Origin of the sequence: Clostridium fessum (assembly GCF_003024715.1) — a bacterium.
Taxonomy (GTDB): domain Bacteria; phylum Bacillota; class Clostridia; order Lachnospirales; family Lachnospiraceae; genus Otoolea; species Otoolea fessa.
This window is the reverse complement of sequence record NZ_PYLO01000007.1, coordinates 99,530-125,950: the sequence shown is the minus strand read 5'-3', so window position 1 is coordinate 125,950 and position 26,421 is coordinate 99,530. Positions and strand designations below refer to the sequence as shown.

The window sequence follows — 26,421 nt, the reverse complement described above, 5'->3', positions numbered from 1 at the left end:
GTTATACAAACTGGAATTGTTCGATCTTTTCAAATACTAACGTCCTTAATTCTGTTCAATAATTGATTTATAGTAGTTACCAAAGTCAGCAAGTGAATTAACAATTGGAAGCATTTTTGTTCCGAGTTCAGTTAAGCCGTATTCAACTCTCGGTGGCTGCTCATGGTAATCGTGGCGATATGCCAGTCCATCACTCATCATTTGTCTTAAACTATCTGTCAAAACCTTTTGTGAAATACCATCTATACTTCGTTGTAGCTCATTGAATCTCCATGGACGCTCTTTCAAGTTACGCAAAATCAGCAGTTTCCATTTTCCTCCGATGAGAGATACTGCTGTTGCAACTGGGCATTCCGGTAATTCTTCTTTTGCTCGCATAATTCTCACCTCCGAGTCTATTGTAACACATTCAATTTTGAGTGTACAGTTACAAAAAGGTGCGTACTTGTTTTTGTATGTGTCTCACACTATACTAATACCAATCAACCAGAAACTACAAATTAACTATGGAGGTATTATTATGGCAAATTACACAAAAACAACTATTGGAAAGGAAAACCGAATTGAGCTGCATGAAAAGTTGTCTTTAACAGGTGCAGAAATCAGTTTAAACGAACTACCTGCAGGAGCAAATGTCCCATTTGTTCATTCTCATAAAGAAAATGAAGAAATCTATGGAATTCTTTCAGGTAACGGCAAAGCCATAATTGATGGAGAAGAAATTAGCCTTTCAACTGGAGACTGGCTAAAAATCGCTCCTGCTGCAAAGCGTCAGTTTTTTGCATCCGATATTTCCGGAATTACTTATATCTGCATTCAGGTAAAAGAAAATTCTCTGGAACATTTTACAGCAGAAGATGCCGTAATCGGCTAATTAAAAGTATTTATTTACAGAAATGCACAGTTCCCGATATGCTAAGAACTGTGCATTCCTTTTTTCTTCAATTTTACGATTTCTCAATTTTTCGAACTTGAAATTGTCGGGTTCAAACTGTAACCTAAATTTGATTCCCTTCAATTGCAACAATACAGCTTTCGTAATAGCCATCTCCTGTTGTCCGGGGACCGCTGATTACTTCATAACCAGCAGTTTTCAACTCTACGGTCAAGGCATCAACCTTTTCTTTACTTCCTACACTAAATGCGATATGTGCATATCCCGTGCGAGCAAGTTCTTTAGGTAAATCAGGCATTTTGCAAGATGGTAATTTTTTAGTGTATAAAGGTGGTTTTTAAGCCAATTACCTATCTTGTACGAAAGGTGTACAAAGGTGGTTTTTAACTGTACAAAGGTGGTTTTTCTGGATTCCTTTATCTTTTATCTAAGAAACTGTACAAAGGTGGTCTTTTAATAATAAAAGTTATTTTTGGTGATTATTCACATTTCATAGAACTGTATAAAGGTGGTTTTTTGAGCTTTTTCCCAATTTTACAAGAATGTATAAAGGTGGTTTTTAAGAAGTTATCCACATTTTAAAAAAGTGTACAAAGGTGGTCTTCGCAGTGTATAAAGGTGGTTTTTTCATTATCCACTCTCCAATTCCTCAGGCACAAACATACATTCGAAAAGCTTGAAGTTATATATGTCTTTGCAAATATACCATATCTATTAGTTGTACACCGCCCTCATAAATTGGGTGGTCATAATTGTCAGTAAAGAAATTAGGAATCTTGTGAGAACGAACAAACCCACATTTTTCATAAAATGATATCGTCAATGGACTGTCACCTGTTCCAACTTGCAAAACAGAATATTCATCTGCATATTTACTGGCAAGAAAATCAATTAGTGCTTTGCCATAGCCCTTTCCCTGATTTTCCGGATCGACTGCGATATTCTTGATTTCAAGTATTTCGTTACCTTCATCGGTGACAACACATTCAGCTTTTACATCATTGTCTTCAAGCACATACATAGTTCCTTTTTCAAGATAGCGATCAACCATGCTCTCCTGTTCATCAGCTAATAACAATAATGATATAAACTGCTTTTTATTCTCATTTACTTCTCGGATTTTCATATATATTACTCCGTCAAATTGGAATTTGCCAGTCAATTACTTATCTTTTTCCAAAGAAGTAAGAATAGCAATCCTCATTACAACAATCGCTTTATTCATACAATTACACTTCTTTGTAAAATTCTAATTCTTTTCTTTATTTTATTTCCATTAGTCAGATTGAAAGTTAGAGATTTTTCATTTTTGTTATGAACTCTTCATAACTACATTTTCCCATTGTCAAATCCATCATGGCTAAATATTTCATTTCATTCTGAGTATATGGAATATTAATACATGACTCTAATAATTTTTCTTCGTTTTTCAAAGGTGTTATCACATTCTTTTTGTTTTTGTAGGCATAGTAATAACGAACCCCAAATTTTCTTTGAGAGACAGCATTTAAATGTATGCCATCTGGATTTGCTGACAACCCCTGGGCAGTTACAAAATATACATGATTATGATCATTGGCATATCGTAATAATTCTTTATTCACCAAGTCATACTCTGTACAATTAAAACCAAAGCCTATCTTTCCTAAATAGTCACCAAGTCCTCCAATAATAAACGGTACATCGTCTAAATTAAGTTCATTTTTTAAAGCCTCAAAAATTGTATGTAATTTTTCATAATACGTTTTGTAGTTACCATTATAGCTATCATTTTCTCCTTGATGCCATAGAATAGCAATCAAATTACTATTTTGCATTGCAAATTTTGCCTGAATAATTGCATTTTTAAATAATATTTTCTCTATAGACCAGTCATCAATGGAACTGCCACCTTCCGCACATGGAATCAAGCCGATTTGTTCTTCTTTGTTTTCCATGCACCACATTGCAGCAAATGAACCCGCAAGACTTACTCCTGATATAGGACGATCGTAGTTAATTGGTTCTGTCATCATTTGCCATTTTCCATTTCTTAACATCTGGATTCTCTCATTACAAATCATCGGTACTTCATTTATGAATCCACGTCCAGCCATGTTGGACTGTCCAATCATTAATACACTTTTCATTCAACACCTCCACAAATTCCGATTGAGATTTCACCTGTTTTAAGAGATTTAATAACTGTTATATTTTGTTATTAAATTCTCCGCAAACCCTTGAAAACACTGAATTTATCACTGGTGAACTTTCCCTTATTGTTTCCCTTGTGTTATATTGTCCCACCAGTGTTTACGAACTCTGATAAGGGCAAATACAAGGGCAAAAAAATCCTATAAAACAGTATAACACAAAATAAAAGTGACATGGTGAACTGATTGAAATGCTTCTGATTTTTGCAACAAATGATTGATTTAACGATAAGGAGATTTGATACGATGAGAACAATATTTGCAGAATACAATCCCAAGCGCAACAGTATTGATGTTTATACCTCTGTTGGCTATATGCTCCGCATTGACTGTTGGGAAGCTGAAAAGGACTTAAAAACCACATCAGGATCAGACTGTGCATTAAACGCACTCGCCATTGATGATCCTCTTGAATATGCAAGATTATATCTTGATGGAAATTTGCAGATGTGGGTAGATGCGGAAGACTCATTAGATATTTTTTAATTTTTAAACAAATACAACAGTTTAAATAACTATTAGCTATAATATTTCCGGAAAATTCATCATAGGTTTGTATAAACGCAAAGAAACGGCGGCTCTGAAAATCAAAGTCGCCGTTCTAAATTGTCTGGTTTTTCTTTTGCCGTCATGCGGCAGATAATCAATTCATTCTATTTTGAACTTCTTTTATGCTACCTGATGTCTGCAATAGGAATGAATCGCCAAGAATGTAAACACAAATAATTCAATTCCTGCCGAAATCAAAATAACATGCGGTGTCCAGAAACTCATTCCACCGATATTCAGATAATTGAAATTTGCAAGCTGAGAAAGGAAATTGTTCTGCATACCAATTCCGGCAGATGGAAGTATGGTAGAGAGCCATGTTGCTCCCATCGCCACATAAGCAAAAAGCGGCATGAGAAGAACTACGATAGAGATCAGCAAAACTGTCAATGTGTCTTTACATTTTGCAGACAGGAACAACATATAGCTAACCGTTGCTAATACAGAAAGTAAGCCCGCTGCTGCGAGAATTATCTGCAACTGCCCCAGATTGATGTTTGGCAGGTTACAGTCAGGTAACGCTGGAAAAAACTAATTCCTGAATTTAATTCTTTTTTCATGATATCTGCTCTCCTTTAATTATTTACAACAATCCCCGTCACCGCATCCAAGGCAAGTAAGGGATTCTATAAAGTGTTTGTAATTCATCAATGTCTCACAATTCAAAGAATAGTGATGCCATTTTCCTTCCTTACGATCATTCACAAGGCCGCATCCTACCAATATCTTCATATGATGGGATAAAGTTGGCTGGGTAATTTCAAATCTTTCCAAAAGTTTACACCCGCACTTTTCTCCATCCGACAGCATCTGTACAATTTCCAGCCGGTTCGCATCGCCCAAAGCCTTACATATCAAAGCCACATCCATTGCATTCATATTGACACCTCACATTGATCATTGTCTATGTTCAATATAATATATACATAGATATTTGTCAATGTATGTATTTTAAAAAAGAGAATCAAGTTTTTGATTCTCTTCATACATTCATTATAGCTTTTATCATCCATTTTATTTGCCCCAAACAGCCGCTGCATTCGACCTTACAAGTAGTTCTTCCACAGGCAGACCAATCGGACAAATATCATGACAAGATAACGACTTCCCGCATCCCTCAAAATATTTCTTCTTATATTCAGCAGAAATCTCATTCAAATGAGTGCTTTCCTGTTCTTCATTCAGAATCCGAAATGCGTTGACTGCAGCAACAGCGCCTGCGAAAGTCCCATTTGCAGAGAAGTTAGGACACACTTCAAGGCAGCAGCCACACATCAGACAGCGTGCCGACTGGTATCTCGGTTCATGTGTCCACGGATTCATATAAGCTTCACTTTCAAGCCAAAGGTTCAGTTTTTTCAAATTTTCAAACAGAATTGACCGGTCAACGATCAAATCTCTTACAAGCGGAAATTTGCTTAAAGGTTCCAAGATGATTGTAGAACCTTTTAACGTATGTAGAAATGTAGAGCATGCCAACCTCGGACGTTCGTTAATCAGCATGGCGCAAGCCCCACATTTTCGCACCATACAGCTACATTCCCAGCTGATGGGGGTAACTATATTTCCTGAGTTATCTTTCAAAGGGGTTCTACTGTTCAATTCCTTTAGAACAGTGGCAACAGAGCTGTTTTTGCTTCCTTCATACTCAAATTCCTGCCAATAACTGTCTGATTTCTGACTCTCCTGCCGCCTGATTCTTATTTTATATACCAAGTGAATCACCGCCTTTCTGGAACAGGTACAAAGGAAATCTGTATCTGCTTTCCATCAAATCTGGCTACCGTTGTTTTAAGGTAATCATCGTCATTGCTCTTCGGATAATCCTCCCGCCAGTGTGCACCACGGCTTTCTTTTCTTGCAAGAGCACTCTTTAGAACTGCCATGCCAAGCAATGGAAGATTTCCTGTCAGCGCTTGTACCGTTTGAATCCCATTTAACAACGTATTCTCATTTCTGACAACGCCCATAGTCTCCTGCATCACTTTGTTTAATTGCTTTATTTCTGAAATTTGGGACGCTGGTGGAAAATCTATCTGTGTCGCACAAGATAGATCTACTACATCTGCCTGTTCGCATGCTGATTTTGCCGCAACACGTCCTCCGTATAACGCTCCTAACAGAGAATTTCCACCAAGACGGTTGGCACCATGATATTGGGCACAGCATTCTCCGGCAGCGTAAAGATTCTGAATCGGCGTTCTGTGCTGCTCATCCACCAGAATGCCTCCCATAAAATAGTGAATTCCCGGTAAAACAGACACCGGTTCCTTTCGTATATCTTTATGCAGATAGGTCATACAATCGTCTGCCAGACCAGATAGCTTATTTGAAATAATCTCGTCCGATATTTCCGTCATGTCAAGAAATACCTCTGATTCATGGCTGACCTTCCATATCTCTCTGGCGGTAATATCTCGTGGCATCAGATTTCCAAGCTCCGGGTATTTTTCCTCCATGAAATACCATTGTTTTCCATCTTTCATGGCAAACAACCTACCACCTTCCCCTCTGGCCGCCTCGCTGATGAGCATGCGTTTTCCACCACATTTCACAGTTGTCGGATGATACTGGATCATCTCACCATTTGCCAGAGGAACACCAAGCCGGAACAATTCTGCGGTGACTTCTCCTGTATTGCTCAGCGAACCCGTTGTATTTCCAAACAATCCGTGCATACCACCGGTGGCAACAATAACCGCATCCCCCGGTAATTCCACAGTCTCCTGACTGTATTCATCCCTGATTACGCAGCCACAACAAATATTGTCACACAGACGAAGTGTTAGGAAAGAATGATGGCTGAACCGTTCTACCATACCAGATGCTTCTTTCCTGCGAACAGCGTCTATCATAGCTGTCATGATCTGCTTCCCGGTATCGCTCTGCGCAAAAGCAGTCCTTTTCTTTTTCTGCCCGCCAAAATTCCGCAGATCCACATCATCATAGCCGCTCATGTTAAATTGAACTCCAAGTTTTAACAGCCAGTGCACCAGCTCCGGTGCTGCCTGTGTCATTCCCCAAACTGCATTTGGATCTGCCAGACCACATGCTGCCTTTATTGTATCTGTAAAATGTTCTTCGGGACTATCGTTTTCATCTTTTGTATTCAAAGCTGCGTTGATACCGCCCTCCGCCATAACAGACTGTGCCCGCTCTGACGGAAGGGAGGAAACCAGTTTTACATTGCATCCATTTTCCGCTGCCTGCAAAGCCGCTGAAAGTCCTGCCAGTCCAGCACCTATAATAATAATTGTCTTACTCATAGATATTGCCACCCAATATAATAGAAAATAACTGCGCCCGCTATAAACAGAAGGAGCACCGAAAGAATCAAATAAATATCACCCCTTCGTTCTTTATAACTGATGATTCCCAGCGATACGAGCAATGGGCGGATATTGATAAAAATATGAACAAAGATTGCCGCCACGAACAAAAGCTGAGTTACCATCTTTACCGTTGTAAAAGGGAACAAAATATATGTCCCATTCTGCACCTTTCCAAACAAGCCAATATGGAAGAACAGCAGGATCAGCATTGCCAGCCCACTGGCTCGTCTCGCCCAGAATATGGCGTTCTGTTTCAGATACATTTTTTCAGATTGCTTCGCTGTCTGTAAACTCTGAACTGTCAGGATGACACCAATCACCGTATGCACAACAAGAATACCAACACCAATCCATGCAAGAAGTTTCCCTGCGCTACTTCCAACTCCGTTCAGCATAAAGCTGCCCATGATTCCATGAATCATAAAAATGAGAAGCATTAAAACAGACAAAATCGTATTCCATTTTCTCATAAATTCCCGCTCACCTCATTTCTTCGCTGTCCATGATCATATAGTCCATCTGTGTTAGCGTTGTAACGTCAATAAAATCATCCGATGCCAGGAATACATCATACTTTCCACTTACCACTCTTGATAGCATCATTGTGTTACTGTACTCTTTCAGATCTACGGAGAAACCGGCCTGTTTCAACCTGTCACAGAGTTTCTTAGCATAACTGACAAGCGGATAATCCGTCTCAGATACATATAACCGAAAACTAATGTCCGTTTTCATGAGATCTGTTTCATTTGTTTCCGAATCGTCCAGTGCCAATTCTTTTAATTTATTCCGGGTGTTCTCGTTGTCGAGACCATCTGACATCATATTAATACCGAGAACATAAGAGCCTTCCAACTGTGCGGAGGCTTGAGCCGCCTTTTTTGACTTCGGTGTTGCTCCTGTGACTGCATCAATCATAGAGGGCGGTGAGTGCAAAAGTGCACCGAAACCTGCAAGAAAAACAATTGTAACTGCTAACAGAATCAATTTCCGTTTCACATTGCCACCTCGTTTCTTATTTTTTCAAAATCCTCATTGCGTTCAAGACGGCAATTATGGTAACGCCTACATCACCAAATACAGCTTCCCACATTCCAGCTATACCCAGAGCACCAAGGATCAGGAACACACTCTTAATTCCAAGGGCAATCACTATATTCTGCATGACAATTTGCTTTGTCGCTTTTGCCACATCAATCGCATCCACCAGCTTAGATGGTTCATCTGTCATCAGAACCACATCCGCAGCTTCAATGGCCGCATCTGAACCAAGACCACCCATTGCGATACCAACATCCGCACGAGCAAGGACAGGAGCATCATTGATACCATCACCAACAAAAGCTAATTTGCTTCCCTGTCTCTTTTTACTGTCTAAAAGCTCAACCTTTTCCACTTTTTGATCAGGAAACAGTTGTGCATAATATTCATCCAACTGCAATTCTTCCGCAACAGCCTTTCCAATTTTTTCATCATCACCAGTAAGCATGACTGTTTTTTCCACACCGATATGTTTCAAATCAGAAATTGCTTTTTTGCTGTCCGGCTTTACTTCATCTGTTATCAAAATACATCCGGCATATTGACCATCTACTGCTACATAAACCTTTGTACCAACTTTTTCACAGGCTGTGTACTCCACATGCTCTGAATCCATAAGTTTCGTATTGCCAGCATAAACTTTCTTCTTTCCTGCCATGGCACTGATTCCATATCCGGAAATTTCCTTGTAATCAGAGATAACTGATTGGTCAATTTCTTTTCCATAAGCAGAGAGAATGGATTTTGCAATAGGATGGTTAGAAAAGCTCTCTGCCTGGACCGCATACTCCAGAACCTGTTCTTTTGAAAATCCATTTGCAGGCAGAATATCAGTCACATTGAAAACACCCTTTGTAAGTGTTCCGGTTTTATCGAACACAATAATGCTGACATTATTAAGCGCCTCTAAATAATTACTTCCTTTTACAAGAACACCTCGTTTAGATGCCGCACCAATACCTCCGAAGAAAGTCAGCGGGATTGAAATGACCAATGCACATGGGCAAGATACCACAAGGAAAACAAATCCTCTGCGAATCCACTCTGTCCAACCTCCACCAAGAAGGATTGGTGGCAGAATTGCCAGAATAGCTGCTAAGATTACAACAACAGGAGTGTAATAACGTGCAAATGTAGTAATGAAATTTTCTGTTGGTGCTTTTCTACTGGACGCATTCTCCACAAGATCAATAATCTTTGAAGCAGTAGATTCACCAAATGCTTTCGTTGTCTTAATCGTTAAAACACCCGTCTGATTCATACAACCGGAAAGTGCTTCGTCTCCTTTATGAACGCTTCTCGGAACCGATTCTCCAGTTAAAGCACTCGTATCCAGCATAGAATCTCCATCCAATACCACACCGTCTAATGGGATTTTTTCACCAGGCTTTACAATAATAATCTCACCAATGGCAACACTTTCAGGAGATATGGTAATCAATTCTCCGTTCCTTCTGACTGTAGCACAATCCGGACGTATATCCATTAAGTCTGATATAGATTTTCTGGAACGCTTAACAGCCAATGACTGAAAAAATTCACCTACCTGATAGAATAGCATAACAGCAACTGCTTCTGGATATTCACCAATGACAAAAGCCCCAATCGTAGAAACACTCATCAAAAAATGTTCATCAAATACACGCCCCTTTGAAATGTTCCTCACAGCCTGCCATACAACATCTCCACCAAGAATAACATAAGAAACAATGAGAAAAGCTAATTCGATAGGCAGTGGCACTTTCGCAAAAACAGTCAATGCCATACCAATGGCATAGATTGCTGCACCAGTCGCTAAACGAACTGTCAACTTCTTATCCTCATTGTTATAGGATGTATTGGTATCCTGTTTTTTTGCAGGTATATAGTATTCCTGTGCAATTTCGGAAACTTCTACATCTGGCTCATGGCTGTGGACAATCGTTTCAATCTGACTGGCTATTGTATTTGCGGCAACTGGAGCAACATTGATTGTCAGCGTCTGCTTCATCAAATTTACAACTGAAGATTGTACTCCATCCAATTCTCCGACTTCTTTTTCAATTTTTGCGGAGCAGTTCGGACAGTCCAAGCCCTTTAACAAATAACTCTTTGTAACGGGGATAATTGTTTCTTCCTGAACCTCCACATCTGGCTCATGGCTGTGGACAATCGTTTCAATCTGACTGGCTATTGTATTTGCGGCAGTTGGAGCAACATTGATTGTCAGCGTCTGCTTCATCAAATTTACAACTGAGGATTGTACTCCATCCAATTCTCCGACTTCTTTTTCAATTTTTGCGGAGCAGTTCGGACAGTCCAAGCCCTTTAACAAATAACTCTTTGTAACGGGGATAATTGTTTCTTCCTGAACCTCCACATCTGGCTCATGGCTGTGGACAATCGTTTCAATCTGACTGGCTATTGTATTTGCGGCAGCTGGAGCAACATTGATTGTCAGCGTCTGCTTCATCAGATTTACCACTGAGGATTGCACTCCATCCAACTCTCCGACTTCTTTTTCAATTTTTGCGGAACAATTTGGACAGTCCAACCCTTTTAATAGAAATATGCGTTTCATGATAATCTCCTTATAATTTGTTTAATTGTTCAATTACTCAACTATAATGTTAAAAAATATTATTTCTGCCAAAGATGCTCAAATCCCTTGTCAATAATCTCTTTCACATGATCATCTGCCAGCGAGTAGTAAACTATCTGTGCTTCTTTACGGAATTTTACCAGATTCGCTAGGCGTAATGCCTTTAACTGATGCGAAATTGCAGATTTTGTTACCCCCAGTAGCACTGCAAGATCACATACACACATCTCACTCTGTTCTAGAGCGTGTAAGATTTGTACTCTAGTTCCATCTCCAAATAGCTTAAACAAAGAAGCCAACTGGATATAATCATCTTTTGGCTGCATCTTGGATTTCACATCATTCACAATATCCTCATGAATTACATCGCAATTACAAATATAAGACGATTTTGACATATATTCACCTCCAAATAATAATAGTTGAACAATTACTCAACTATTATTATACTTATTTTTAAATTCATGTCAATAAGCTGATGTTAGTTCCCCATAAATTTTACAATTAAAACCAGCTCTTTATTCTTTTCTTAATCTTTTTTCCCAGTATACCGTTTTGGCTTTCTTGTCACACTTCCTGTAAATTCCGATTTTTCCACGTAAAAAAGGATGTGCCTTTTTGTGTAATAGGGAATTCCAGGGAATTTCCTATTACACGAGAAATTGCTCTCTCATCACAGTTCACACATTATGTAAACTGCAATCTCATCCCGCACAATCTAATTATATCGCAACTTTATTATCTCCGTTTATCCATTTATAGTCAAATACTATCATCAAATCGCCAAAATGGACAGCGCTTGCCAATACACTGATTGTTCTGAGCATAATGCGTACAATGGACTTCTGTGCATTCCATTTCGATTCCAAAATGCGTTTTTACAAAATCAACCGCCGCCAGAATCGCCAGATAAGAATCTCTTTTACAACACCTCGGACCGCCGGTGTGCGAAATCGCTTCCAGTGCTTTTGATGTCATCTGATTCGAAAGTCCCCAGGATTCCTCCGTCAGTGGCGTCGCCCCAGACAAGATAGATACAAACATACCTGCGCTGATTCCCGCTCCGCAGGCACCCCAGAATCCGCAGGTTCCTCCTGGAACGGCTTTTCCACGGTTCAGCATTTCCATCACAGATTCCCGCAGATTAATAGCACCTCCCGCATTTTTATATGCAGTAAGCAGCGCCGCTCCCACCATGACATGATGCTCCGGTCCATGCATATGGCAAAACGGTGCATCCATCATCTTCCGGACAATCTCGATCGGATTTCTGGATGTTTCGTCTATACACAGGGAAAGAATGGTGTCCAGTCCCTTCGTATGACAATCATTACAAACATAATGCCCGTTCTGGCATCTGGTCTTGCTCAATTCTTTTTTATGACATAATTCGCACTCCATCCATTCATCCTGTTCCAGATAAATAAGAGGTGCTTTACAGACAATACATTCTTCTTGCATGGGATTTCCATCTCCTTCACATTCATTTCCCGGCCAGCGCGTTGAGTTTCTGCACTATATCCATACTTCCCGACCGGAAACTTTCCAGATCGAGTGTAATGTACAGAAAACCCATTTCTTTTAATGTCCTGCAGATCGTCTCCCGCTCGGCAATCGCTTTTTCAAATTTATCCGCATCCACCTCGATCCGGACAATATCGCCATGCAGGCGCAGGCGCACATTTCCGCCAAACACGCTTCGAAGATAATCTTCGCCTTTCTCAATCCGCTTCAAAACTTCCATGTCAAAGGAAGTTCCATATGGAAGGCGGGTCGCCATACATGGCATGGACGGACGGGATGCAACGGAAATTCCTAAGTCAGCTGCAAATGCCTTGACATCCTTTTTCTCCAGTCCGCACTGTGCAAGTGGACTGACGACACCCAGCTCACGGAGTGCCTGGATACCTGGGCGGTACACATGCAGGTCGCTCTCATTGGTTCCGTCCATCACGCACGGAATCCCCTCTTCTTTTGCAAAATCCAGAAGTGTCGCGAACAGGTGGTGTTTGCAGATATAACAGCGGTTGACCGGATTCGTCCGGATGGCTTCCAGCTCCATCTCATTGACCTGGATAATTTTATGGATCGCGCCCAGCTCCTTTGCCACCCGCTCCGCGATCTCCAGATCACAGGCTGGGTGCAGCATGGTGTGAAATGTCACGGCATAAACCGGCATTCCCGTCTTCTTCGCCGTATCACACGCCAGCTTGAGAATCAGGCTGCTGTCCACACCGCCCGAAAAGGCGACACAGACCGGTGCTTTCGCTTTTTCTGCCATGAACTGTTTTAAAGCTTCTCTTTTTTCTGTCTCTGATATCATTGGTTTATTTTCCATGGTTCTTGATTCTCCTCTTAATTATCTAACGAGAATGCACTGTGCCGTTTTTCAATCTCAAAAGTGCCTACTGTAAACTAATACTTCCGTCTTCCATTACTCCGTGGAATACTTCCATGAAGCGCTTCCCTGTCTCCCGGCAGATCGCGCGCACGCTCTCATACTCCGGATAGCACGTATCCACGCCGCCGCGCTTGCAGATTTTTACCTTTGCTGCCCCGTAACGGGTCTGGATCTCCTTTACTTCCCGTGGCAGTATCGTCCTCTCTACTGGATAACGGCGCACACCAATCGTGGTCGTACAGGAGAATATAAGCTGTTCTAATTCTTCTCGTTTTTCTGCCGTTGTCAGTACATGAAGCACATACGCCGGACGGTTTTTCTTCATATATGCCGGTGTGTACCACACATCTCTGGCGCCCGCTTCCAGAAGCACCTCCATCGCATATCCCAGCGCCTCGCCGGTGCAGTCGTCCAGGTTTGCCTCCATGACCCACATGGAGCTCTCGTCGTGACCGTCTTTTCCGGTTTCTACTTCCACCGTTTTATCCGTCAGAAGCATCGCCCGCAGGATATTCGCGTGCGCGAAATCCTTATTTCCGGCGCCGATACCGATCTTTTCGATCTGGTACTTCTTCGGAAGCGCCGCTTCTGTCCGGAATGCCGCCGCGATCGCCGCGCCGGTCGGCGTTACCATCTCTCCTTCGACATCCCGAAGCGTCAGTTCCAAGCCCTGTGCTGCTGCGATATTTGCCGTCGCCGGAACCGGAACCGGCATTAAACCGTGCTGGCAGCGTGCGAATCCATGACCTTCGGAAAGCGGCGATATCACCACGCGGTGGATTCCCAGATCCTCCAGGCAGAATGCCGCACTGATAACATCCACAATCGAGTCAATTGCACCGACTTCATGGAAATGAACCTCGCTGACCGGGATTCCGTGTGCCTTGGACTCTGCCTCCGCCACAATCTCAAACATCCGGCGCGCCAGGTTTTTAACACGGTCAGATGCATCCAGACGATCGATGATCTCGAAAATGTCATGGATGTTGCGGTGGACGTGGGGATGCATATGATCGTGGGTGTGAGCGTGATCACGGCTGTGCTCATGGTCGTGAGTGTGTTCATGATTGTGATGATGCTCATGGTCGTGCTCATCATGGCTATGTTCGTGCTCATGACCATGTTCGTGATCGTGATGATGTTCGTGGTCGTGATGATGCTCTTCTTCCTCTAAATGTACATCGAAATCATACGCATCGATTCCACATTTCTTCGTCCGCCCAAAATGCAGATGATACCCGGACACGCCCAAACTTTCCAGTGCCTGTACCAGTTTTTCCCGGCTTGCTCCAAGATCTAACAATGCGCCGACCGTCATATCTCCGCTGATTCCAGACGCACAATCCAGATATAAGATTTTCTCATCCATTTTTTACTTCTCCTTCCAGTCTTCTCTCTTTTGATACATTCCCGCTTTTCCGCTCTCATGCATCTATTGTCCTGTTTATTTCCACAATAACACAAACTTTCTATCACTCTGCCGTCTTCTTCGGCTCCCGCACCGCCAGGCGGTTGATCTGCGCCGCCAGGTATGCTGCGCCGTAGCCGTTATCTATATTTACAACCGAAATGCCGTTCGCACAGGAATTAATCATCGTGATCAATGCCGACAGTCCATGAAAACTTGCACCATAGCCGACCGAGGTCGGAACCGCAATGACCGGATTTTCCACCAGCCCGGCGACAACTGTGCCAAGCGCGCCTTCCATTCCCGCCACCGCAATCACGCAGTTTGCCCGCGCAATCGCCTCGCGTTTGGATAAAAGGCGATGGATGCCCGCCACCCCTATATCATAGTAGCGCTCCACGCGGCAGCCGAAAAATTCTGCCGTTTTGGCAGCTTCCTCCGCAACCGGGATATCCGCGGTTCCGCCTGTGCAGACTGCCACCAGCCCTTCCAGCTTCCGCGGTGTCTCCGATGATTTTCTCGCCTGCAAAATTTTTGAAACCGGATCGTATTCTATCTCCGGGATGCGCGCCCGCACTAGATTCCACTGCTCCTGCGTCGCCCGCGTTCCGAGTACTTCCCCATTTTCCCGGTACAGCGTCTCGAAAATATCCGCCAGATAGGCATCCGGCTTTCCTTGGCAGAACACCGTCTCTGGGAATCCCGAACGCAATTTCCGGTGCAGATCCAGCTTCGCATACCCTAAATCTTCGTAAGGAAGATTCTTGAGCACATTCTCCGCTTCCTCAATACTTGTATCCCCCCGTTTTACCTCTTCCAACAGCTTCCGAACATCCATTTTTCCTCCTCCTTACCAAATCCCGAATTATTAATCTCTTACTATCGCCCATCTTCTTGTCCTTTGGACAAGAAGCATCCCTCGCTCTTATGAGCTCGGTCAATCCCGATTTTCTCTGTCAATATGTGAACTGGCTAAACTGCTGCCATCTTTTCCTGCAATGCCTTTAAATCAATCCGCCGCGTGCAAATCCGCTTCAAAAGAGATTCCGAATGGCTCACAATCACTATTCCCAGCTCCCGCTCCTTTGCCTCCTGCAAAAGCGCCTGCCAGATCTGGCTCTGGGTCACTGCGTCAAACATCGCGGTGATCTCATCCGCCAGCAGATACCGCGGATTTGCCGCCAGCGCTCTGGCAATACAAAACCGCTGCAGTTCGCCTCCGGAAAGCTCCGATGGGAACCGATCCAGCCATTCTTCCCGGATGCCAAGCCGTCCCCGGCTCTCCTCATCCACCTGACCGCCCTCACTGAGAACCTGGCGCATCCGCCAGCGCGGGTTGACCGCCTGCTCCGGGTGCTGCCAGATTAACTGCACCGGCATACAGCCCCGGATATTCTCAATCGGTATGCCGTCAATCTCTACCGTTCCCGCCTCCGGTCTCTCATATCCCGCCAGCAGGCGACACAGCGTCGTTTTTCCATATCCGCTCGGCGCCACCAGCCCCACGCGCTCTCCCGGCTCAATTTTCAGGGAAATACGCGTCAGCACGTGGCGCCCGCCATTTTCATATGAAAAAGATAGGTTTTCCACCTTTAGTGACATCTCATTCTCCTCCAAAAAATTCATGTTCCGGCAGTGCCCGGTAGAGCGCCTGCGTGTATGGCTCTTTCAGATTCCGTCCCTCCCGGAAGTTCTCCGGCTTTACTTCCTCCAGAATCGTCCTGTCATAAAACACCAGAATCCGGTCCGCCATCTCAATCGCCAGTTCCAGATCATGAGTAATCAAAAGCACCGCTGCCCCGTCCTGTGCCATCTCTTTTAAATGACGGATCACATGGCGCGCGGTCATCGCCTCCAGCCCCGGTGTCGGTTCATCCGCCACAATCAGCCTCGGCTCCTGCATCAGTGCCGCTGCCATCAGGACGCGCCGCGCCATGCCGCCCGACAGCTCAAATGGATAACATTTTTCCACTGATTCATCCAGCCCGTACCGCTTCAAAAGCTGGCGGCATTTTGCCCGCGTCGCTTCATCTTTTCTGCCGCCGCAGATCTGATCCCCGACCCGCATCAACGGATCGAGGTAGGAAACCCCCTGCGGAATCAGGGAAATCCCATTGCCCCGCAGCCCGGCAAGCCGCGTCTCATCCAGAACCTCTCCCTGATAGGAAATTTTTCCTTCCATCCGGCAGTTGTACGGCAAGATCCCCAGAATCGCGTGCGCCAGCAGGCTTTTTCCCGAACCACTCGCCCCGACCACCGCCGTCAGCTCCCCACTGAAAAGTTTGCAAGAAAGGTCGCGGAGCGGATGGAGTTCGCGCCGTCTAAGCCCACGCGCGTACTGCGTAAAATATAAGTTTAGATTTTGAATTTTCAATATCGGCTTTTCCATGGAATCACGATTTTCACGCAATCTCCGTTCTTTGAGAACGTCTGTCTGTTCCAAATCTGATAGCCGCATCGTTTTTGATTGTTTTTGTCTTAATCGCATCATTTTATCAAAATATATGTTTTTCTGCCTCATTCCCAGCATCCTCTACTCATGCGCGCTCCCCGGATCCATCAGCCGCCCCAGGCTCTGCCCGATCGCCTGAAATCCCAGCGTTACCAGCACCAGTGCTGCGCCCGGAAAGAGCGCCAGCCACCATTTTCCGGTAATCAGGTACGACATACTCTCGGATAAAATAACACCGATCGCCGGTTGCTCGGAGGAAAGACCGAAGCCCAGAAAGGTCACGCCCGCCTCATGAAGAATCGCATGGGGAAAGAGAAGAATTAACCCGGTTACAAATTGCCGCGATACCTGCGGGACGATGTGGTTCCAGGCAATCCACCAGGGCTTTTTCCCCAGTTTTTCGGAGATCTGCACATACGGACTTTCCCGGATCTGTAAGATTTCCGCCCGCAAAAGCCTCGCCAGCGACGCCCAGTGCGTCAGGGCAATCCCGGCTGCTACACCCCGGAATCCCTTTCCCAGACTGTAGGAAATCAGGATCAGGAGAAGCATGTGCGGGATTCCCATTACCAGATTAATCAGCCCGCATACCAATGAATCCATCAGTCCCCCGCCAAGCGACGCCAGCAATGCAAGCGCCAATGCCACCGCGGCGCTGATCGCCGCGGTCAGAAGCCCCAGCCGGATGCTTAAAGAAAGCCCTGCAACCGTCCGTTTCAGCATATTCCGCCCCATCCAGTCGGTTCCAAACAGCCCGCCGGTTCCCGGAGGCAGGTTTTTTCTCGCAAAATCGACCTGCTGTGCGGCATCCTCCCAGACGATTCCAAGCACTGTCACCAGAATCAGGAAAAGGAGGGAAATTCCCAGCAGCCAGAGTGTTTTCTTTCTCATGCCCTGCCTCCTTTCCTAAGTCTCGGATCGACCAGCCGGTACAGCCCATCCGCCGCTGCATTTCCTGCAAATACAAGCACGGCACTGATGAGTGTAATTCCCATCAGAAGCGGGATATCGCTTCCCAGCCCCGCCGTGACCGCCGCCTGTCCGAGTCCCGGATAGGAAAAGACCTGTTCCACCAGCACCGAACCGCCGAAAATCTCGCTGATCGAGCCAAATTGCAGCGTAATTACCGGGAGAAGCAGGTTGCGGAGTCCATGCCGAAAAATCAGCCGCCAGCCGCTCTCGCCCCGCGCCCGCGCATAGAGTACGTAATCACTTTCCAGAATCTCAATCACTTTTTCGCGCGTGTGCATCGCAATCGAAGAAATCCCTGTCAGTCCCAGCGTACACGCCGGCAGAAATGCGTGATACAGGCGATCCGCCAGGCTGACCTCGTCCGCCGCCATTCCCACCGGGACACTGAACCCGATTGGGAAGACGGGAAGCTGCACTGTAAAGAGAAGCAGCAGCACCAGCGCCAGCCAGAAGGACGGCGTTCCCGCGATCACGATGCAATAGCCCGTAATCAGGCGATCCGCCCACTTGCCCCGTTTTGCCGCCGCTGCAATTCCTAAAAATATCCCCACGATTCCCGAAAACAGCCACGCAGACAGAAGGAGCCACACTGACGCAGACGCCTTTTCCGCGATCACCTCCAGCACCGGTCTGCGGTACAGAAGGGAAATGCCAAAATCACCATGACAGATGCCCGAAATCCAGTTAAAGAAGCGCTTCCAGACCGGCACACCAACGCCCCAGTACGCCTGCAGCTTCTCGATCTGCTCCGGCGCCATCGAGCCGAGCGCCGTCTGCCCGACATTCGTCTGCAGCGGATCGACCGGAGACATCGACACCAGCAGAAACGATACCAGACTGACTGCCAAAAGCAGCAGAATCAGGTGCAGCAGACTGCGCCCAAACCATTTCATCCTACTCATAGTACCACCGATCAACATTGTTGACGATGGACCAGCCGTGACCGTGCGGATGCACCTTCTGCTCTGCGACATGAAGCCCGTCTCTCACCCAGTACAGATGATCGACATTCACCAGCCAGATCCACGGAAGATCACCCTCGGCTGAAACGCCCGTCTCGCCGTCCCACTGCGCCTTTTTCCACAATTCATACGAACTTTCCAGATCCGGTGCTGCCAGGGCCTCATCCATATAAGCGTCCACGGTCTCATTCGCATACGGCGAATATTCTGCCAGCCCCGTATCTGCCTTTGTATGGTAAATATTATAAAATTCCATCGGCGTGTGCGCGCCCCAGCCCCAGAGAAGCGGCTGCGACTGTGCCTCGTCATACGCAGTATCCCAGCCGGTGCCGCGGATCGATGTGTCAATTCCAATCTCTTTTAACTGCTGCGCCGTATCGGCTGCCAGCGCCTGACGCACCGAATCCCCGGTCGGATAGGGAAATTCCAGAATGGCTTTCACTCCACCCTTTTCGCGGATGCCGTCGGCATTTTTCTTCCATCCCGCCGCATCCAGCATCTCTTCCGCCTTCTCCACATCATAGGAAATGTTCTCCATTTCATCGTTGTACCACGGCATCTTGTCACAGACACTATATGCCGGGCTGCCGTAACCATTTAACACATGATCGATCATTTCCTGCCGGTCAATCGCCAGGTTGATCGCCCGGCGCACCTGCACATCCGCGGTAAAATCATTGCCGATTTTTACGCCATCCTCCCGTACCGTCTCCGGCACCGCCGGGAGGTTAAATCCACGGTTGTCCACCGTCTCACAATCCAAAAGACTGAATTCTGGAACCGACTGGTCTGCATAGGACGCCGCCGTGTACGCCACATCCACCTGCCCGGCGCGCACCGCCGCAAATGCCGCATCCTCTTCCATAAAGAGAATCGTGACCTGCCGCATCTTCGGCGCATCCCCATAATAATCCGGGTTGGCTTCCAGAATCACCTGCTGCCCCTTGTCCCACTGTTTCAGGATATATCGCCCGGAACCGATCGGATGTGTGCCGTAATCCGTTCCATATGCATGCTCCGGCACAATTCCCGTCACCGCCATCGTGTATGACCAGATAGCAAACGGGCGTTCCATCTCAAACACAACCGTCACATCATCGATCGCCTCCGCCTGTTTCAGCATTGAAAAATCGTTGACGGAACTCGTCTCTTTCAATGTGTTATAAGTGAATGCCACATCCTCCGCGGTCAGCGTCTCGCCATCCGTGAATTTCGCATCGTCGCGGATCGTCACCGTCCATGTCATTCCATCCTCGGAGGTCTCCACATCCGTCGCCAGATCATACCCGATACTCAAATCTGTTTCTGTCACCGTCAGGGTGCTCTGGATCAGCGGTTCATGCATATGCTCGCCCGCGCCCCAGCCATATGCCGGATCAAAGCCCGCCTCCGGCTCTGAAGTCGGCGGCATCGCGATAATAACGCTTGTTTGGGTATTTTCCGCTGCATTTTCGCCGTTTTCAACATTTTCTGTCTGTTCTGCGCCGGAACCGCCTTTCTGCGCCTGATTTCCAGCGTTTCCGCATCCGGAAAGCATGACTGCCGCCGCTAAGGCAGTGACGCCAAGCGCTCTGGCTTCTCCGAACACCTTTCCAATGATTTTGCCTGTATTTTCTCGTTTTTTCATATTTTCTGTTGTACCCCTATATTTTTCCTTATGAAACAAAAGGATATCAGAAAAGTGCGGTCCCTGCTGAACCGCTGTACCTTCCTGGTATCCTTCTCCATTTTTCTTATTTATTTTATGTGCGGCTATTTAACTCGCTTCCCTGCCAACAGCATAGACACCTGATTCCTATTTTTTTCGTTCCCCCGCTTCTGCAAGGCAGCATCTGCTTGTGCAGCGCTGTTTTCTTTTTCTTATGTACATTTAGACTCATTTTAGATGTCTGTTATCTTATTATTATTCCGTCGGCGTCGTCTTTCTCACATTCGTCTCCAGGAAACGGTTATATCCGAGCCAGCCCGGATTCTCCCCGCCGCTCTTTAAGACTTCCAGCATCGTCTCCATCTTCGCATCGGTATTGTCCGCGAAATTCAATGCCAGCGCCTCCAGAAGCGCCGGTTTCTTCGGGGAACCGTACTCTAATTCGCCGTGGTGCGCAAGGATGCAGTGCTTTAACTCCGCCGCTGTCTTTGCCGGGAATCCCGGAATCTCCTTAATACGGTCTGCAACCATCATCGTGCCGATCACGATATGACCTAAGAGCTGACCGTCGTCCGTATAATCATTTTCCGGAAATGCGGATAATTCCTGCACTTTTCCGATGTCGTGGAACAGCGCCGCCGTCAGAAGCAGATCGCGGTTCAGCGCCGGATATGACTTCGTGTAGAAATCACAGAGTTTCATAACACTTAACGTATGTTCCAAAAGTCCGCCCACAAAACCATGATGCACACTCTTCGCCGCCGAATGGAAGCAGAATTTCTTCACAAATGCCTTATCTTCCAGGAAATAGCTGGATGCCAGCTTTTTCAGGTACGGATTCTGGAAAGACTGCACCAGAGCCGTCAGCTCCTGATACATTATCTTGATATCCTTTGAGCTGACCGGAAGGTAATCGCTTTCCTGATACTCGCCCTCGTCCGCCTTGCGTATGCGCTTAATATTTAACTGGTTGGAACCCTGGAAGACCGTCACATCGCCGTCCACATAGACGTACTGCAGCGGCTCAAAATCATTGATGCCCGGGGAACTTAAATCCCAGATTTTGCAGTCTACCGTGCCTGTTTTATCCTGAAGCAGCACGGAAGCGTACTCTTTTCCGTTTTTCGTCACCGCGTGCTGTTTCGTCTTACATAAATATACGTCCGAGACTCTCATTCCTTCCCGGAACTGTTCAATATATCTCATTCTGCCTATATCCTCCTGAATTTCTATCTGGCGCGCAGAGATACCAAAAATGGAATTTCCGTGTATCCGTCGCGCCCTTTCCGCATCACATTTACCGATACAGACACGCCGCTCGCGGAATTTTCAATCTGCGCCTGGAGATCTTTGAAACTTCCGATCTCCTTTGTGCCAAATTTCACAATAATATCGCCGGGCTGGATGCCAGCGTCATATGCCGGGCTGCCGGAGACTGCCTCCGTCACGTAAACGCCCGCCGGAATGCCGCTCCCCTGCATCGCACGGCTCACATCCTGTCCCAGGATGCCCAGATATGCCGCCGAAGCGCCATTCGTCAGCCGCTCCAGAATCGGCTTGTAGCTGGAAATGGTGTACGCCGCCGTCCGATCCGTACAGCTCTCGCTGCGGCAGGACTCCGATGTCCAGCCGACCATCTCTCCGGCTGTATTGATCAAAAAGGTACCCGTCTGCGAATTGCTGCTGATATCCGCATACAGGATCCGCGTCAGTCCATCTGTAATCTGCACATTGCGCGCCACGTAGGATACCGTTCCGAACGAAAGCGAATGCACCTGTCCGGACGGACCGCCGATACCTACGAGGACATCGCCTGCCTTGACCGTATATGAATTGGCAAGTGAAAGCACCTGCACCTTTTTCCGCTCTTCTTCCGGCAGATTGCCGGACGGCACCGCCACAACTGCCATTCCGAGCACTTCGTCAATCTGGCGCACTGTACCAGCGATCTTCGTTCCATCCGAAAATCTCACATTGATCGAATCTGCTGCCCGCACCGCATCGGCGTAAGTAAAGATCAGAAATTCTCCATCACTCTCCGCGATGACTGCACCTGCATAATCACCCGTATTTTCCACCGGGTTTCCAAATATATCCGTATCCTGTTTGCCGGAGCTGACCGTCACGATCGACTTATCACCCTGTTCCCCGATTCCACGCAGCACCGACGTCATCGAATTAAAATTGTCTGCGGAAAACTGATAGCTGGAAAGCGCCTCGCTGACCGCCTCATCAATCTCCTGCTCCATTTGTTCCGGCTGCGCTGTCATATCCGCATCTGCACCGTCCGACGGCGAAACAGAGTCCGGATCGTCCTTGGAAAACTCGACTGAGGATGTCTCCTGCATCCCATTTTCCTGAAAACACCGATCCGCAAACGGCTTTACCGCCGCAAACGAAACCGCCGCGACTCCTCCAAATGCGGCTGACGCGCATACAAAGAGAGCCACCCGCTTCGCAATCTGTTTTCTGGTCAGCGGCGGCTTCACTATCGTTTCTCTCATGAATTCCCGTTTTTCCTTTTTTTCAAGTTCTTCTGAATCCGGCATTTCACTTTCCCCTTTGCATAACATATCCTAATTATACTTTCCTTCTTAAGGTTATGCAAGAAAAAAGTGCGAATGCTTGGCTAGACGGCGGGGAATGTGATATAATGTGAACACTTGACGAGGTCTTTTCGAGTCTAGTGAGAACTTATACCTGACCACTTAATGAGGTCTTTCACGAATTTAGTGGTCACGGTATCATGTGAACACCATTTAAATTAAGAGGATTACCACAACATGAATGAAAAAGCATTAAAAACTCTCGAATATACAAAGATCATCGACCAGCTCACGGAGTACGCCTCCACGGAGATGGGAAAACAGATGTGCCGGGAACTGCAGCCGTCCTGTGATCTGGGGACGATCCGGCAGAGCCAGACGGAGACGACCGATGCCCTGACGCGCGTCCGCATGAAGGGAAGTCTCTCCTTCGGCGGCGTGAAGGATGTGCGTGGTTCCATGAAACGTCTGGAAATCGGAAGTTCCCTGGGGATCCCGGAGCTTCTCGCTGTCAGCTCCCTGCTGACAGTCGCTGCCCGCGCGCAGAGCTACGGACGCCATGAGAAATCCGAAGAATTTCCAGATGATTCCCTTGATGAGCGCTTCCGCGCCCTGGATCCGCTGACGCCGGTCAACAATGAGATCAAGCGCTGCCTGCCATCCGAGGATGAGGTCAGCGATGACGCAAGTCCGGGACTTGCCAAAGTGCGCCGCTCCATGAAGATCGTGGGCGGACGCGTCCATACCCAGTTAAATTCTATTTTAAATTCCAGCCGGACCTATTTACAGGATGCCGTCATCACAATGCGCGACGGGCGCTATTGCCTGCCGGTCAAGGCTGAGTATAAATCCCAGGTACCAGGCATGGTGCACGACCAGTCCTCAACCGGTTCGACTGTATTTATCGAGCCGCTCGCGATCGTCAAGCTGAACAACGAACTGCGCGAGCTGGAAATCCAGGAAAAACGGGAAATTGAATTTGTTCTGGCAGCTCTTTCCAGCCAGCTTATGCCTTACACCGACGCGATCCTCTCGGATCTTTCGATTCTGGCAGAGCTCGATTTCATTTTCGCAAAGGCAGCTCTTTCCCGCCACTATAACTGCGTGGAACCGAAATTTAACAACAAACGGTATATCAATATCAAGGACGGACGCCATCCGCTCTTAAATCCGAAACAGGTCGTTCCGATCAACATCTGGGTTGGCGATTCGTTTGACCTTCTGATTGTGACGGGTCCAAACACGGGTGGTAAAACCGTTTCTTTAAAAACCGTCGGACTCTTTACCCTGATGGGGCAGTCAGGACTCCATATCCCGGCATTTGAGGGATCCGAGTTGGCTGTTTTTGACAATGTATTTGCCGACATTGGCGATGAGCAGAGCATCGAGCAGAATCTGAGTACATTCTCCGCCCATATGACGAATATCGTTTCGATTTTAAATGAGGCGGACGCCAATTCGCTCTGTCTCTTCGATGAGCTCTGTTCCGGTACCGACCCGACCGAGGGCGCGCCGCTGGCGATTGCGGTTTTAAATTTCCTGCACAACATGACCTGCCGGACGATCGCAACCACGCATTACAGCGAATTAAAAGTCTTTGCGCTGACCGCGCCAGGCGTTGAAAATGCCTGCTGCGAGTTCAACGTCGAGACTCTCCGCCCGACCTACCGCCTGCTCATCGGTATTCCAGGAAAAAGTAATGCATTTGCCATTTCCCGCAAGCTGGGGCTGCCGGATTATATCATCGACGAGGCGAAAAACCAGATGGAGCAGAAGGACGAATCCTTCGAGGATCTGCTTGCCAATCTGGAAAACAGCCGCGTGACCATTGAAAAAGAGCGCGAAGAGATCGCCTCCTATAAACAGGAAATTGAAACGCTGAAGAACCGCCTCCAGCAGAAGGAAGAACGTTTCTCCGAGCAGAAGGAAAAAATGCTTTCCAAAGCCCGCGAGGAAGCTCAGAAGATCCTTCAGGATGCGAAGGACACCGCCGATCAGACGATCCGCAACATCAACAAGCTTGCCAAGTCTTCCGGCGTCAATAAAGAACTGGAAGCTGAGCGGACCAAGCTACGCGGCAAGATCCAGGATGTAGACAAGAAACTGGCAGTTAAGAAAACCGCCGCACCGAAAAAAGCCGTTTCCGCGAAAAAGCTGCGTCTCGGCGATACCGTGCGCGTTCTCTCGATGAATTTAAAGGGAACCGTCAGCTCCCTGCCGAACGCCAAGGGCGATCTGTATGTACAGATGGGAATTCTGCGCTCCCTCGTCAATATCCGCGATCTGGAAATGGTCGAGGAAGCATCCATCACCGGACCGGGACTTTCCGGCACGCATACGGGTGGTTCCCGCGGATCCGGAAGCGGAAGCAGCAAGATCAAGATGTCCAAGTCCTTCAGCGTATCGCCGGAGGTCAACCTGATTGGCATGACCGTCGATGAGGCGATCCCGGTACTCGACAAATACCTGGATGATGCCTACCTGGCGCATCTTCCGCAGGTCCGCGTCGTACATGGTCGTGGAACCGGCGCTTTGAAAGCGGGCGTACACCGCCACTTGAAGAAATTAAGCTATGTCAAGGAATACCGGCTTGGCGAGTTTGGCGAAGGCGATACAGGCGTTACAATCGTGACATTTAAATAAGAAATATCCATAACTGTGAAGGTACTGAACAGTTACAAATATCCAAAAAAACAGGAGGAATCAACATGGCTGAAAAGCAGCGCATTCTCATCGTAGATGACGACTACAACATTGCTGAACTAATCTCACTTTACCTGACGAAAGAATGTTTTGAAACGAAAATTGTCGGAGACGGGGAAGAAGCTCTCCGGGTATTTCCCGAATTTCAGCCCAACCTGATTCTCCTTGATCTGATGCTTCCGGGCATCGACGGCTATCAGGTCTGCCGGGAACTGCGAAGTACCTCCCAGGTGCCAATCATCATGCTCTCCGCCAAGGGCGAAATCTTTGATAAGGTGCTGGGGCTGGAGCTGGGCGCCGATGACTACATGATCAAACCATTCGATTCGAAAGAGTTGGTTGCCAGAGTCAAAGCCGTTCTGCGGCGCTACCAGCTGCCGGTGCAGATGCCTGCATCGTCCGTGACCGAACAGCATGGCAATTTTGTCGAATATCCGGATCTCATCGTCAACCTGACGAACTACTCCGTCATTTACAACGGACACTCGATCGAGCTGCCGCCGAAGGAACTGGAACTGCTCTATTTCCTCGCGTCCTCACCAAACCAGGTATTCACAAGGGAGCAACTTCTCGACCATATCTGGGGATATGAATACATCGGCGACACGCGGACGGTAGATGTCCATATCAAGCGGCTCCGTGAAAAAATCAAGGGCAACGACAAGTGGGCGCTGACGACCGTCTGGGGGATTGGATATAAATTTGAGGTAAAACGGTAACTGTTAGTAAAGGAACTGAA

Annotated in this window: 26 protein-coding genes and 1 pseudogene; 4 read left to right on the top strand and 23 right to left on the bottom strand. The window is 46.8% G+C overall.

Translation table 11 applies throughout. From position 1 onward, the window contains the following. Positions 1–45: 45 nt before the first annotated feature. Positions 46–378 carry a winged helix-turn-helix transcriptional regulator gene (locus tag C7U56_RS14940; protein ID WP_008373705.1) on the bottom strand — a complete coding sequence of 111 codons (333 nt, stop codon included), beginning with the start codon at positions 376–378 and terminating at the stop codon, positions 46–48. Between the two features lie 142 nt (positions 379–520). Here C7U56_RS14940 and C7U56_RS14935 point away from each other — a divergent pair, with 142 nt between their 5' ends. Next, positions 521–874 (top strand): cupin domain-containing protein, encoded by a 354-nt coding sequence (locus C7U56_RS14935; RefSeq protein WP_004614173.1) that lies wholly within the window; start codon positions 521–523, stop codon positions 872–874. Between the two features lie 124 nt (positions 875–998). On the opposite strand, the pseudogene C7U56_RS16085 reads toward C7U56_RS14935, so the two are convergent. The 3 genes and pseudogenes from C7U56_RS16085 to C7U56_RS14920 form a co-directional block, all read right to left on the bottom strand. Further along, a pseudogene (locus C7U56_RS16085) lies at positions 999–1,193 on the bottom strand (VOC family protein); the annotation flags it as partial. 384 nt (positions 1,194–1,577) lie between these two features. Then, entirely contained in the window at positions 1,578–2,021 is a 444-nt protein-coding gene (locus C7U56_RS14925) for a GNAT family N-acetyltransferase (protein WP_107001877.1), read from the bottom strand. Positions 2,022–2,187: 166 nt separating this feature from the next. Then, positions 2,188–3,024: a sialate O-acetylesterase gene (locus C7U56_RS14920; protein WP_087155189.1), complete on the bottom strand. Its 837-nt coding sequence runs from the start codon at positions 3,022–3,024 to the stop codon at positions 2,188–2,190. A gap of 276 nt (positions 3,025–3,300) precedes the next feature. Here C7U56_RS14920 and C7U56_RS14915 point away from each other — a divergent pair, with 276 nt between their 5' ends. Beyond that, a complete protein-coding gene (locus C7U56_RS14915) occupies positions 3,301–3,573 on the top strand; it encodes a DUF6061 family protein (protein ID WP_463668917.1) in 273 nt (90 codons plus the stop codon). A 183-nt stretch (positions 3,574–3,756) separates the two neighbouring features. On the opposite strand, the gene C7U56_RS14910 is transcribed toward C7U56_RS14915, so the two are convergent. From C7U56_RS14910 to C7U56_RS14820, 19 genes are all read right to left on the bottom strand, one after another. Next, positions 3,757–4,116, bottom strand: a complete 360-nt coding sequence (locus C7U56_RS14910; protein WP_107001875.1) for a hypothetical protein — start codon at positions 4,114–4,116, stop codon at positions 3,757–3,759. Between the two features lie 99 nt (positions 4,117–4,215). Continuing rightward, positions 4,216–4,515: an ArsR/SmtB family transcription factor gene (locus C7U56_RS14905; RefSeq protein WP_005330972.1), complete on the bottom strand. Its 300-nt coding sequence runs from the start codon at positions 4,513–4,515 to the stop codon at positions 4,216–4,218. 135 nt (positions 4,516–4,650) lie between these two features. Further along, on the bottom strand, positions 4,651–5,361 hold the full coding sequence (locus C7U56_RS14900; protein ID WP_463668916.1) for a succinate dehydrogenase/fumarate reductase iron-sulfur subunit: 711 nt from the start codon (positions 5,359–5,361) through the stop codon (positions 4,651–4,653). Further along, entirely contained in the window at positions 5,358–6,902 is a 1,545-nt protein-coding gene (locus tag C7U56_RS14895) for an FAD-binding protein (protein ID WP_107001873.1), read from the bottom strand. Before C7U56_RS14895 ends, C7U56_RS14900 begins: the two co-directional genes overlap by 4 nt. Further along, the gene (locus tag C7U56_RS14890) at positions 6,899–7,438 is read right to left on the bottom strand and encodes a pilus assembly protein PilX (RefSeq protein ID WP_107001872.1); all 540 of its coding nucleotides are present in this window, start codon (positions 7,436–7,438) and stop codon (positions 6,899–6,901) included. Before C7U56_RS14890 ends, C7U56_RS14895 begins: the two co-directional genes overlap by 4 nt. 10 nt (positions 7,439–7,448) lie before the next feature. After that, on the bottom strand, positions 7,449–7,967 hold the full coding sequence (locus tag C7U56_RS14885) for a DUF6921 family protein (RefSeq protein ID WP_107001871.1): 519 nt from the start codon (positions 7,965–7,967) through the stop codon (positions 7,449–7,451). Positions 7,968–7,983: 16 nt separating this feature from the next. Then, a complete protein-coding gene (locus C7U56_RS14880; RefSeq protein ID WP_107001870.1) occupies positions 7,984–10,569 on the bottom strand; it encodes a heavy metal translocating P-type ATPase in 2,586 nt (861 codons plus the stop codon). Positions 10,570–10,628: 59 nt separating this feature from the next. Continuing rightward, positions 10,629–10,988: an ArsR/SmtB family transcription factor gene (locus C7U56_RS14875; RefSeq protein WP_107001869.1), complete on the bottom strand. Its 360-nt coding sequence runs from the start codon at positions 10,986–10,988 to the stop codon at positions 10,629–10,631. Positions 10,989–11,352: 364 nt separating this feature from the next. Then, positions 11,353–12,051 carry a DUF5714 domain-containing protein gene (locus tag C7U56_RS14870; RefSeq protein WP_107001868.1) on the bottom strand — a complete coding sequence of 233 codons (699 nt, stop codon included), beginning with the start codon at positions 12,049–12,051 and terminating at the stop codon, positions 11,353–11,355. 22 nt (positions 12,052–12,073) lie between these two features. Then, complete coding sequence (larE, locus tag C7U56_RS14865) at positions 12,074–12,928, bottom strand: ATP-dependent sacrificial sulfur transferase LarE (RefSeq protein WP_207655666.1); 855 nt, start codon at positions 12,926–12,928, stop codon at positions 12,074–12,076. Positions 12,929–12,995: 67 nt separating this feature from the next. Continuing rightward, complete coding sequence (gene larC / locus C7U56_RS14860) at positions 12,996–14,360, bottom strand: nickel pincer cofactor biosynthesis protein LarC (protein WP_107001867.1); 1,365 nt, start codon at positions 14,358–14,360, stop codon at positions 12,996–12,998. Positions 14,361–14,463: 103 nt separating this feature from the next. Beyond that, positions 14,464–15,237, bottom strand: a complete 774-nt coding sequence (gene larB / locus C7U56_RS14855) for a nickel pincer cofactor biosynthesis protein LarB (RefSeq protein ID WP_107001866.1) — start codon at positions 15,235–15,237, stop codon at positions 14,464–14,466. Between the two features lie 134 nt (positions 15,238–15,371). Continuing rightward, on the bottom strand, positions 15,372–16,001 hold the full coding sequence (locus tag C7U56_RS14850) for an ABC transporter ATP-binding protein (protein ID WP_107001865.1): 630 nt from the start codon (positions 15,999–16,001) through the stop codon (positions 15,372–15,374). A gap of 1 nt (position 16,002) precedes the next feature. Then, complete coding sequence (locus C7U56_RS14845; RefSeq protein WP_233430293.1) at positions 16,003–16,773, bottom strand: ATP-binding cassette domain-containing protein; 771 nt, start codon at positions 16,771–16,773, stop codon at positions 16,003–16,005. 159 nt (positions 16,774–16,932) lie between these two features. Next, a complete protein-coding gene (locus C7U56_RS14840; protein ID WP_107001864.1) occupies positions 16,933–17,742 on the bottom strand; it encodes an ABC transporter permease in 810 nt (269 codons plus the stop codon). Then, positions 17,739–18,725, bottom strand: coding sequence for an ABC transporter permease (locus C7U56_RS14835; RefSeq protein WP_333493393.1), 987 nt, complete (start codon positions 18,723–18,725; stop codon positions 17,739–17,741). The genes C7U56_RS14840 and C7U56_RS14835 overlap by 4 nt, the downstream gene beginning before the upstream one ends. Next, complete coding sequence (locus tag C7U56_RS14830; RefSeq protein WP_107001863.1) at positions 18,718–20,412, bottom strand: ABC transporter substrate-binding protein; 1,695 nt, start codon at positions 20,410–20,412, stop codon at positions 18,718–18,720. Before C7U56_RS14830 ends, C7U56_RS14835 begins: the two co-directional genes overlap by 8 nt. A gap of 276 nt (positions 20,413–20,688) precedes the next feature. Next, on the bottom strand, positions 20,689–21,639 hold the full coding sequence (locus C7U56_RS14825; RefSeq protein ID WP_022358800.1) for a 3'-5' exoribonuclease YhaM family protein: 951 nt from the start codon (positions 21,637–21,639) through the stop codon (positions 20,689–20,691). A gap of 23 nt (positions 21,640–21,662) precedes the next feature. Then, positions 21,663–22,937 (bottom strand): S1C family serine protease, encoded by a 1,275-nt coding sequence (locus C7U56_RS14820; protein ID WP_233430292.1) that lies wholly within the window; start codon positions 22,935–22,937, stop codon positions 21,663–21,665. A 279-nt stretch (positions 22,938–23,216) separates the two neighbouring features. Between C7U56_RS14820 and C7U56_RS14815 the strand changes: the two genes are divergently transcribed. Together C7U56_RS14815 and C7U56_RS14810 are read left to right on the top strand one after the other, a co-directional pair. Continuing rightward, positions 23,217–25,622, top strand: coding sequence for an endonuclease MutS2 (locus C7U56_RS14815; RefSeq protein ID WP_107001861.1), 2,406 nt, complete (start codon positions 23,217–23,219; stop codon positions 25,620–25,622). Positions 25,623–25,687: 65 nt separating this feature from the next. Next, the gene (locus tag C7U56_RS14810) at positions 25,688–26,401 is read left to right on the top strand and encodes a response regulator transcription factor (protein ID WP_107001860.1); all 714 of its coding nucleotides are present in this window, start codon (positions 25,688–25,690) and stop codon (positions 26,399–26,401) included. Positions 26,402–26,421 lie beyond the last annotated feature (20 nt).

Excerpts from the sequence above, each read along its gene's own strand:
- larB (WP_107001866.1), bottom strand. The coding sequence starts at position 15,237 with ATGGATGTTCGGAAGCTGTTGGAAGAGGTAAAACGGGGGGATACAAGT.
- C7U56_RS14935 (WP_004614173.1), top strand. The coding sequence starts at position 521 with ATGGCAAATTACACAAAAACAACTATTGGAAAGGAAAACCGAATTGAG.
- C7U56_RS14920 (WP_087155189.1), bottom strand. The coding sequence starts at position 3,024 with ATGAAAAGTGTATTAATGATTGGACAGTCCAACATGGCTGGACGTGGA.
- C7U56_RS14830 (WP_107001863.1), bottom strand. The coding sequence starts at position 20,412 with ATGAAAAAACGAGAAAATACAGGCAAAATCATTGGAAAGGTGTTCGGA.
- C7U56_RS14870 (WP_107001868.1), bottom strand. The coding sequence starts at position 12,051 with ATGCAAGAAGAATGTATTGTCTGTAAAGCACCTCTTATTTATCTGGAA.
- C7U56_RS14925 (WP_107001877.1), bottom strand. The coding sequence starts at position 2,021 with ATGAAAATCCGAGAAGTAAATGAGAATAAAAAGCAGTTTATATCATTA.
- C7U56_RS14905 (WP_005330972.1), bottom strand. The coding sequence starts at position 4,515 with ATGAATGCAATGGATGTGGCTTTGATATGTAAGGCTTTGGGCGATGCG.
- larE (WP_207655666.1), bottom strand. The coding sequence starts at position 12,928 with ATGGAAAATAAACCAATGATATCAGAGACAGAAAAAAGAGAAGCTTTA.
- C7U56_RS14880 (WP_107001870.1), bottom strand. The coding sequence starts at position 10,569 with ATGAAACGCATATTTCTATTAAAAGGGTTGGACTGTCCAAATTGTTCC.
- C7U56_RS14840 (WP_107001864.1), bottom strand. The coding sequence starts at position 17,742 with ATGAGAAAGAAAACACTCTGGCTGCTGGGAATTTCCCTCCTTTTCCTG.
- C7U56_RS14875 (WP_107001869.1), bottom strand. The coding sequence starts at position 10,988 with ATGTCAAAATCGTCTTATATTTGTAATTGCGATGTAATTCATGAGGAT.
- C7U56_RS14825 (WP_022358800.1), bottom strand. The coding sequence starts at position 21,639 with ATGAGATATATTGAACAGTTCCGGGAAGGAATGAGAGTCTCGGACGTA.
- C7U56_RS14915 (WP_463668917.1), top strand. The coding sequence starts at position 3,301 with ATGATTGATTTAACGATAAGGAGATTTGATACGATGAGAACAATATTT.
- C7U56_RS14815 (WP_107001861.1), top strand. The coding sequence starts at position 23,217 with ATGAATGAAAAAGCATTAAAAACTCTCGAATATACAAAGATCATCGAC.
- C7U56_RS14820 (WP_233430292.1), bottom strand. The coding sequence starts at position 22,937 with ATGAGAGAAACGATAGTGAAGCCGCCGCTGACCAGAAAACAGATTGCG.
- larC (WP_107001867.1), bottom strand. The coding sequence starts at position 14,360 with ATGGATGAGAAAATCTTATATCTGGATTGTGCGTCTGGAATCAGCGGA.
- C7U56_RS14890 (WP_107001872.1), bottom strand. The coding sequence starts at position 7,438 with ATGAGAAAATGGAATACGATTTTGTCTGTTTTAATGCTTCTCATTTTT.
- C7U56_RS14850 (WP_107001865.1), bottom strand. The coding sequence starts at position 16,001 with ATGTCACTAAAGGTGGAAAACCTATCTTTTTCATATGAAAATGGCGGG.
- C7U56_RS14895 (WP_107001873.1), bottom strand. The coding sequence starts at position 6,902 with ATGAGTAAGACAATTATTATTATAGGTGCTGGACTGGCAGGACTTTCA.
- C7U56_RS14940 (WP_008373705.1), bottom strand. The coding sequence starts at position 378 with ATGCGAGCAAAAGAAGAATTACCGGAATGCCCAGTTGCAACAGCAGTA.
- C7U56_RS14810 (WP_107001860.1), top strand. The coding sequence starts at position 25,688 with ATGGCTGAAAAGCAGCGCATTCTCATCGTAGATGACGACTACAACATT.
- C7U56_RS14835 (WP_333493393.1), bottom strand. The coding sequence starts at position 18,725 with ATGAGTAGGATGAAATGGTTTGGGCGCAGTCTGCTGCACCTGATTCTG.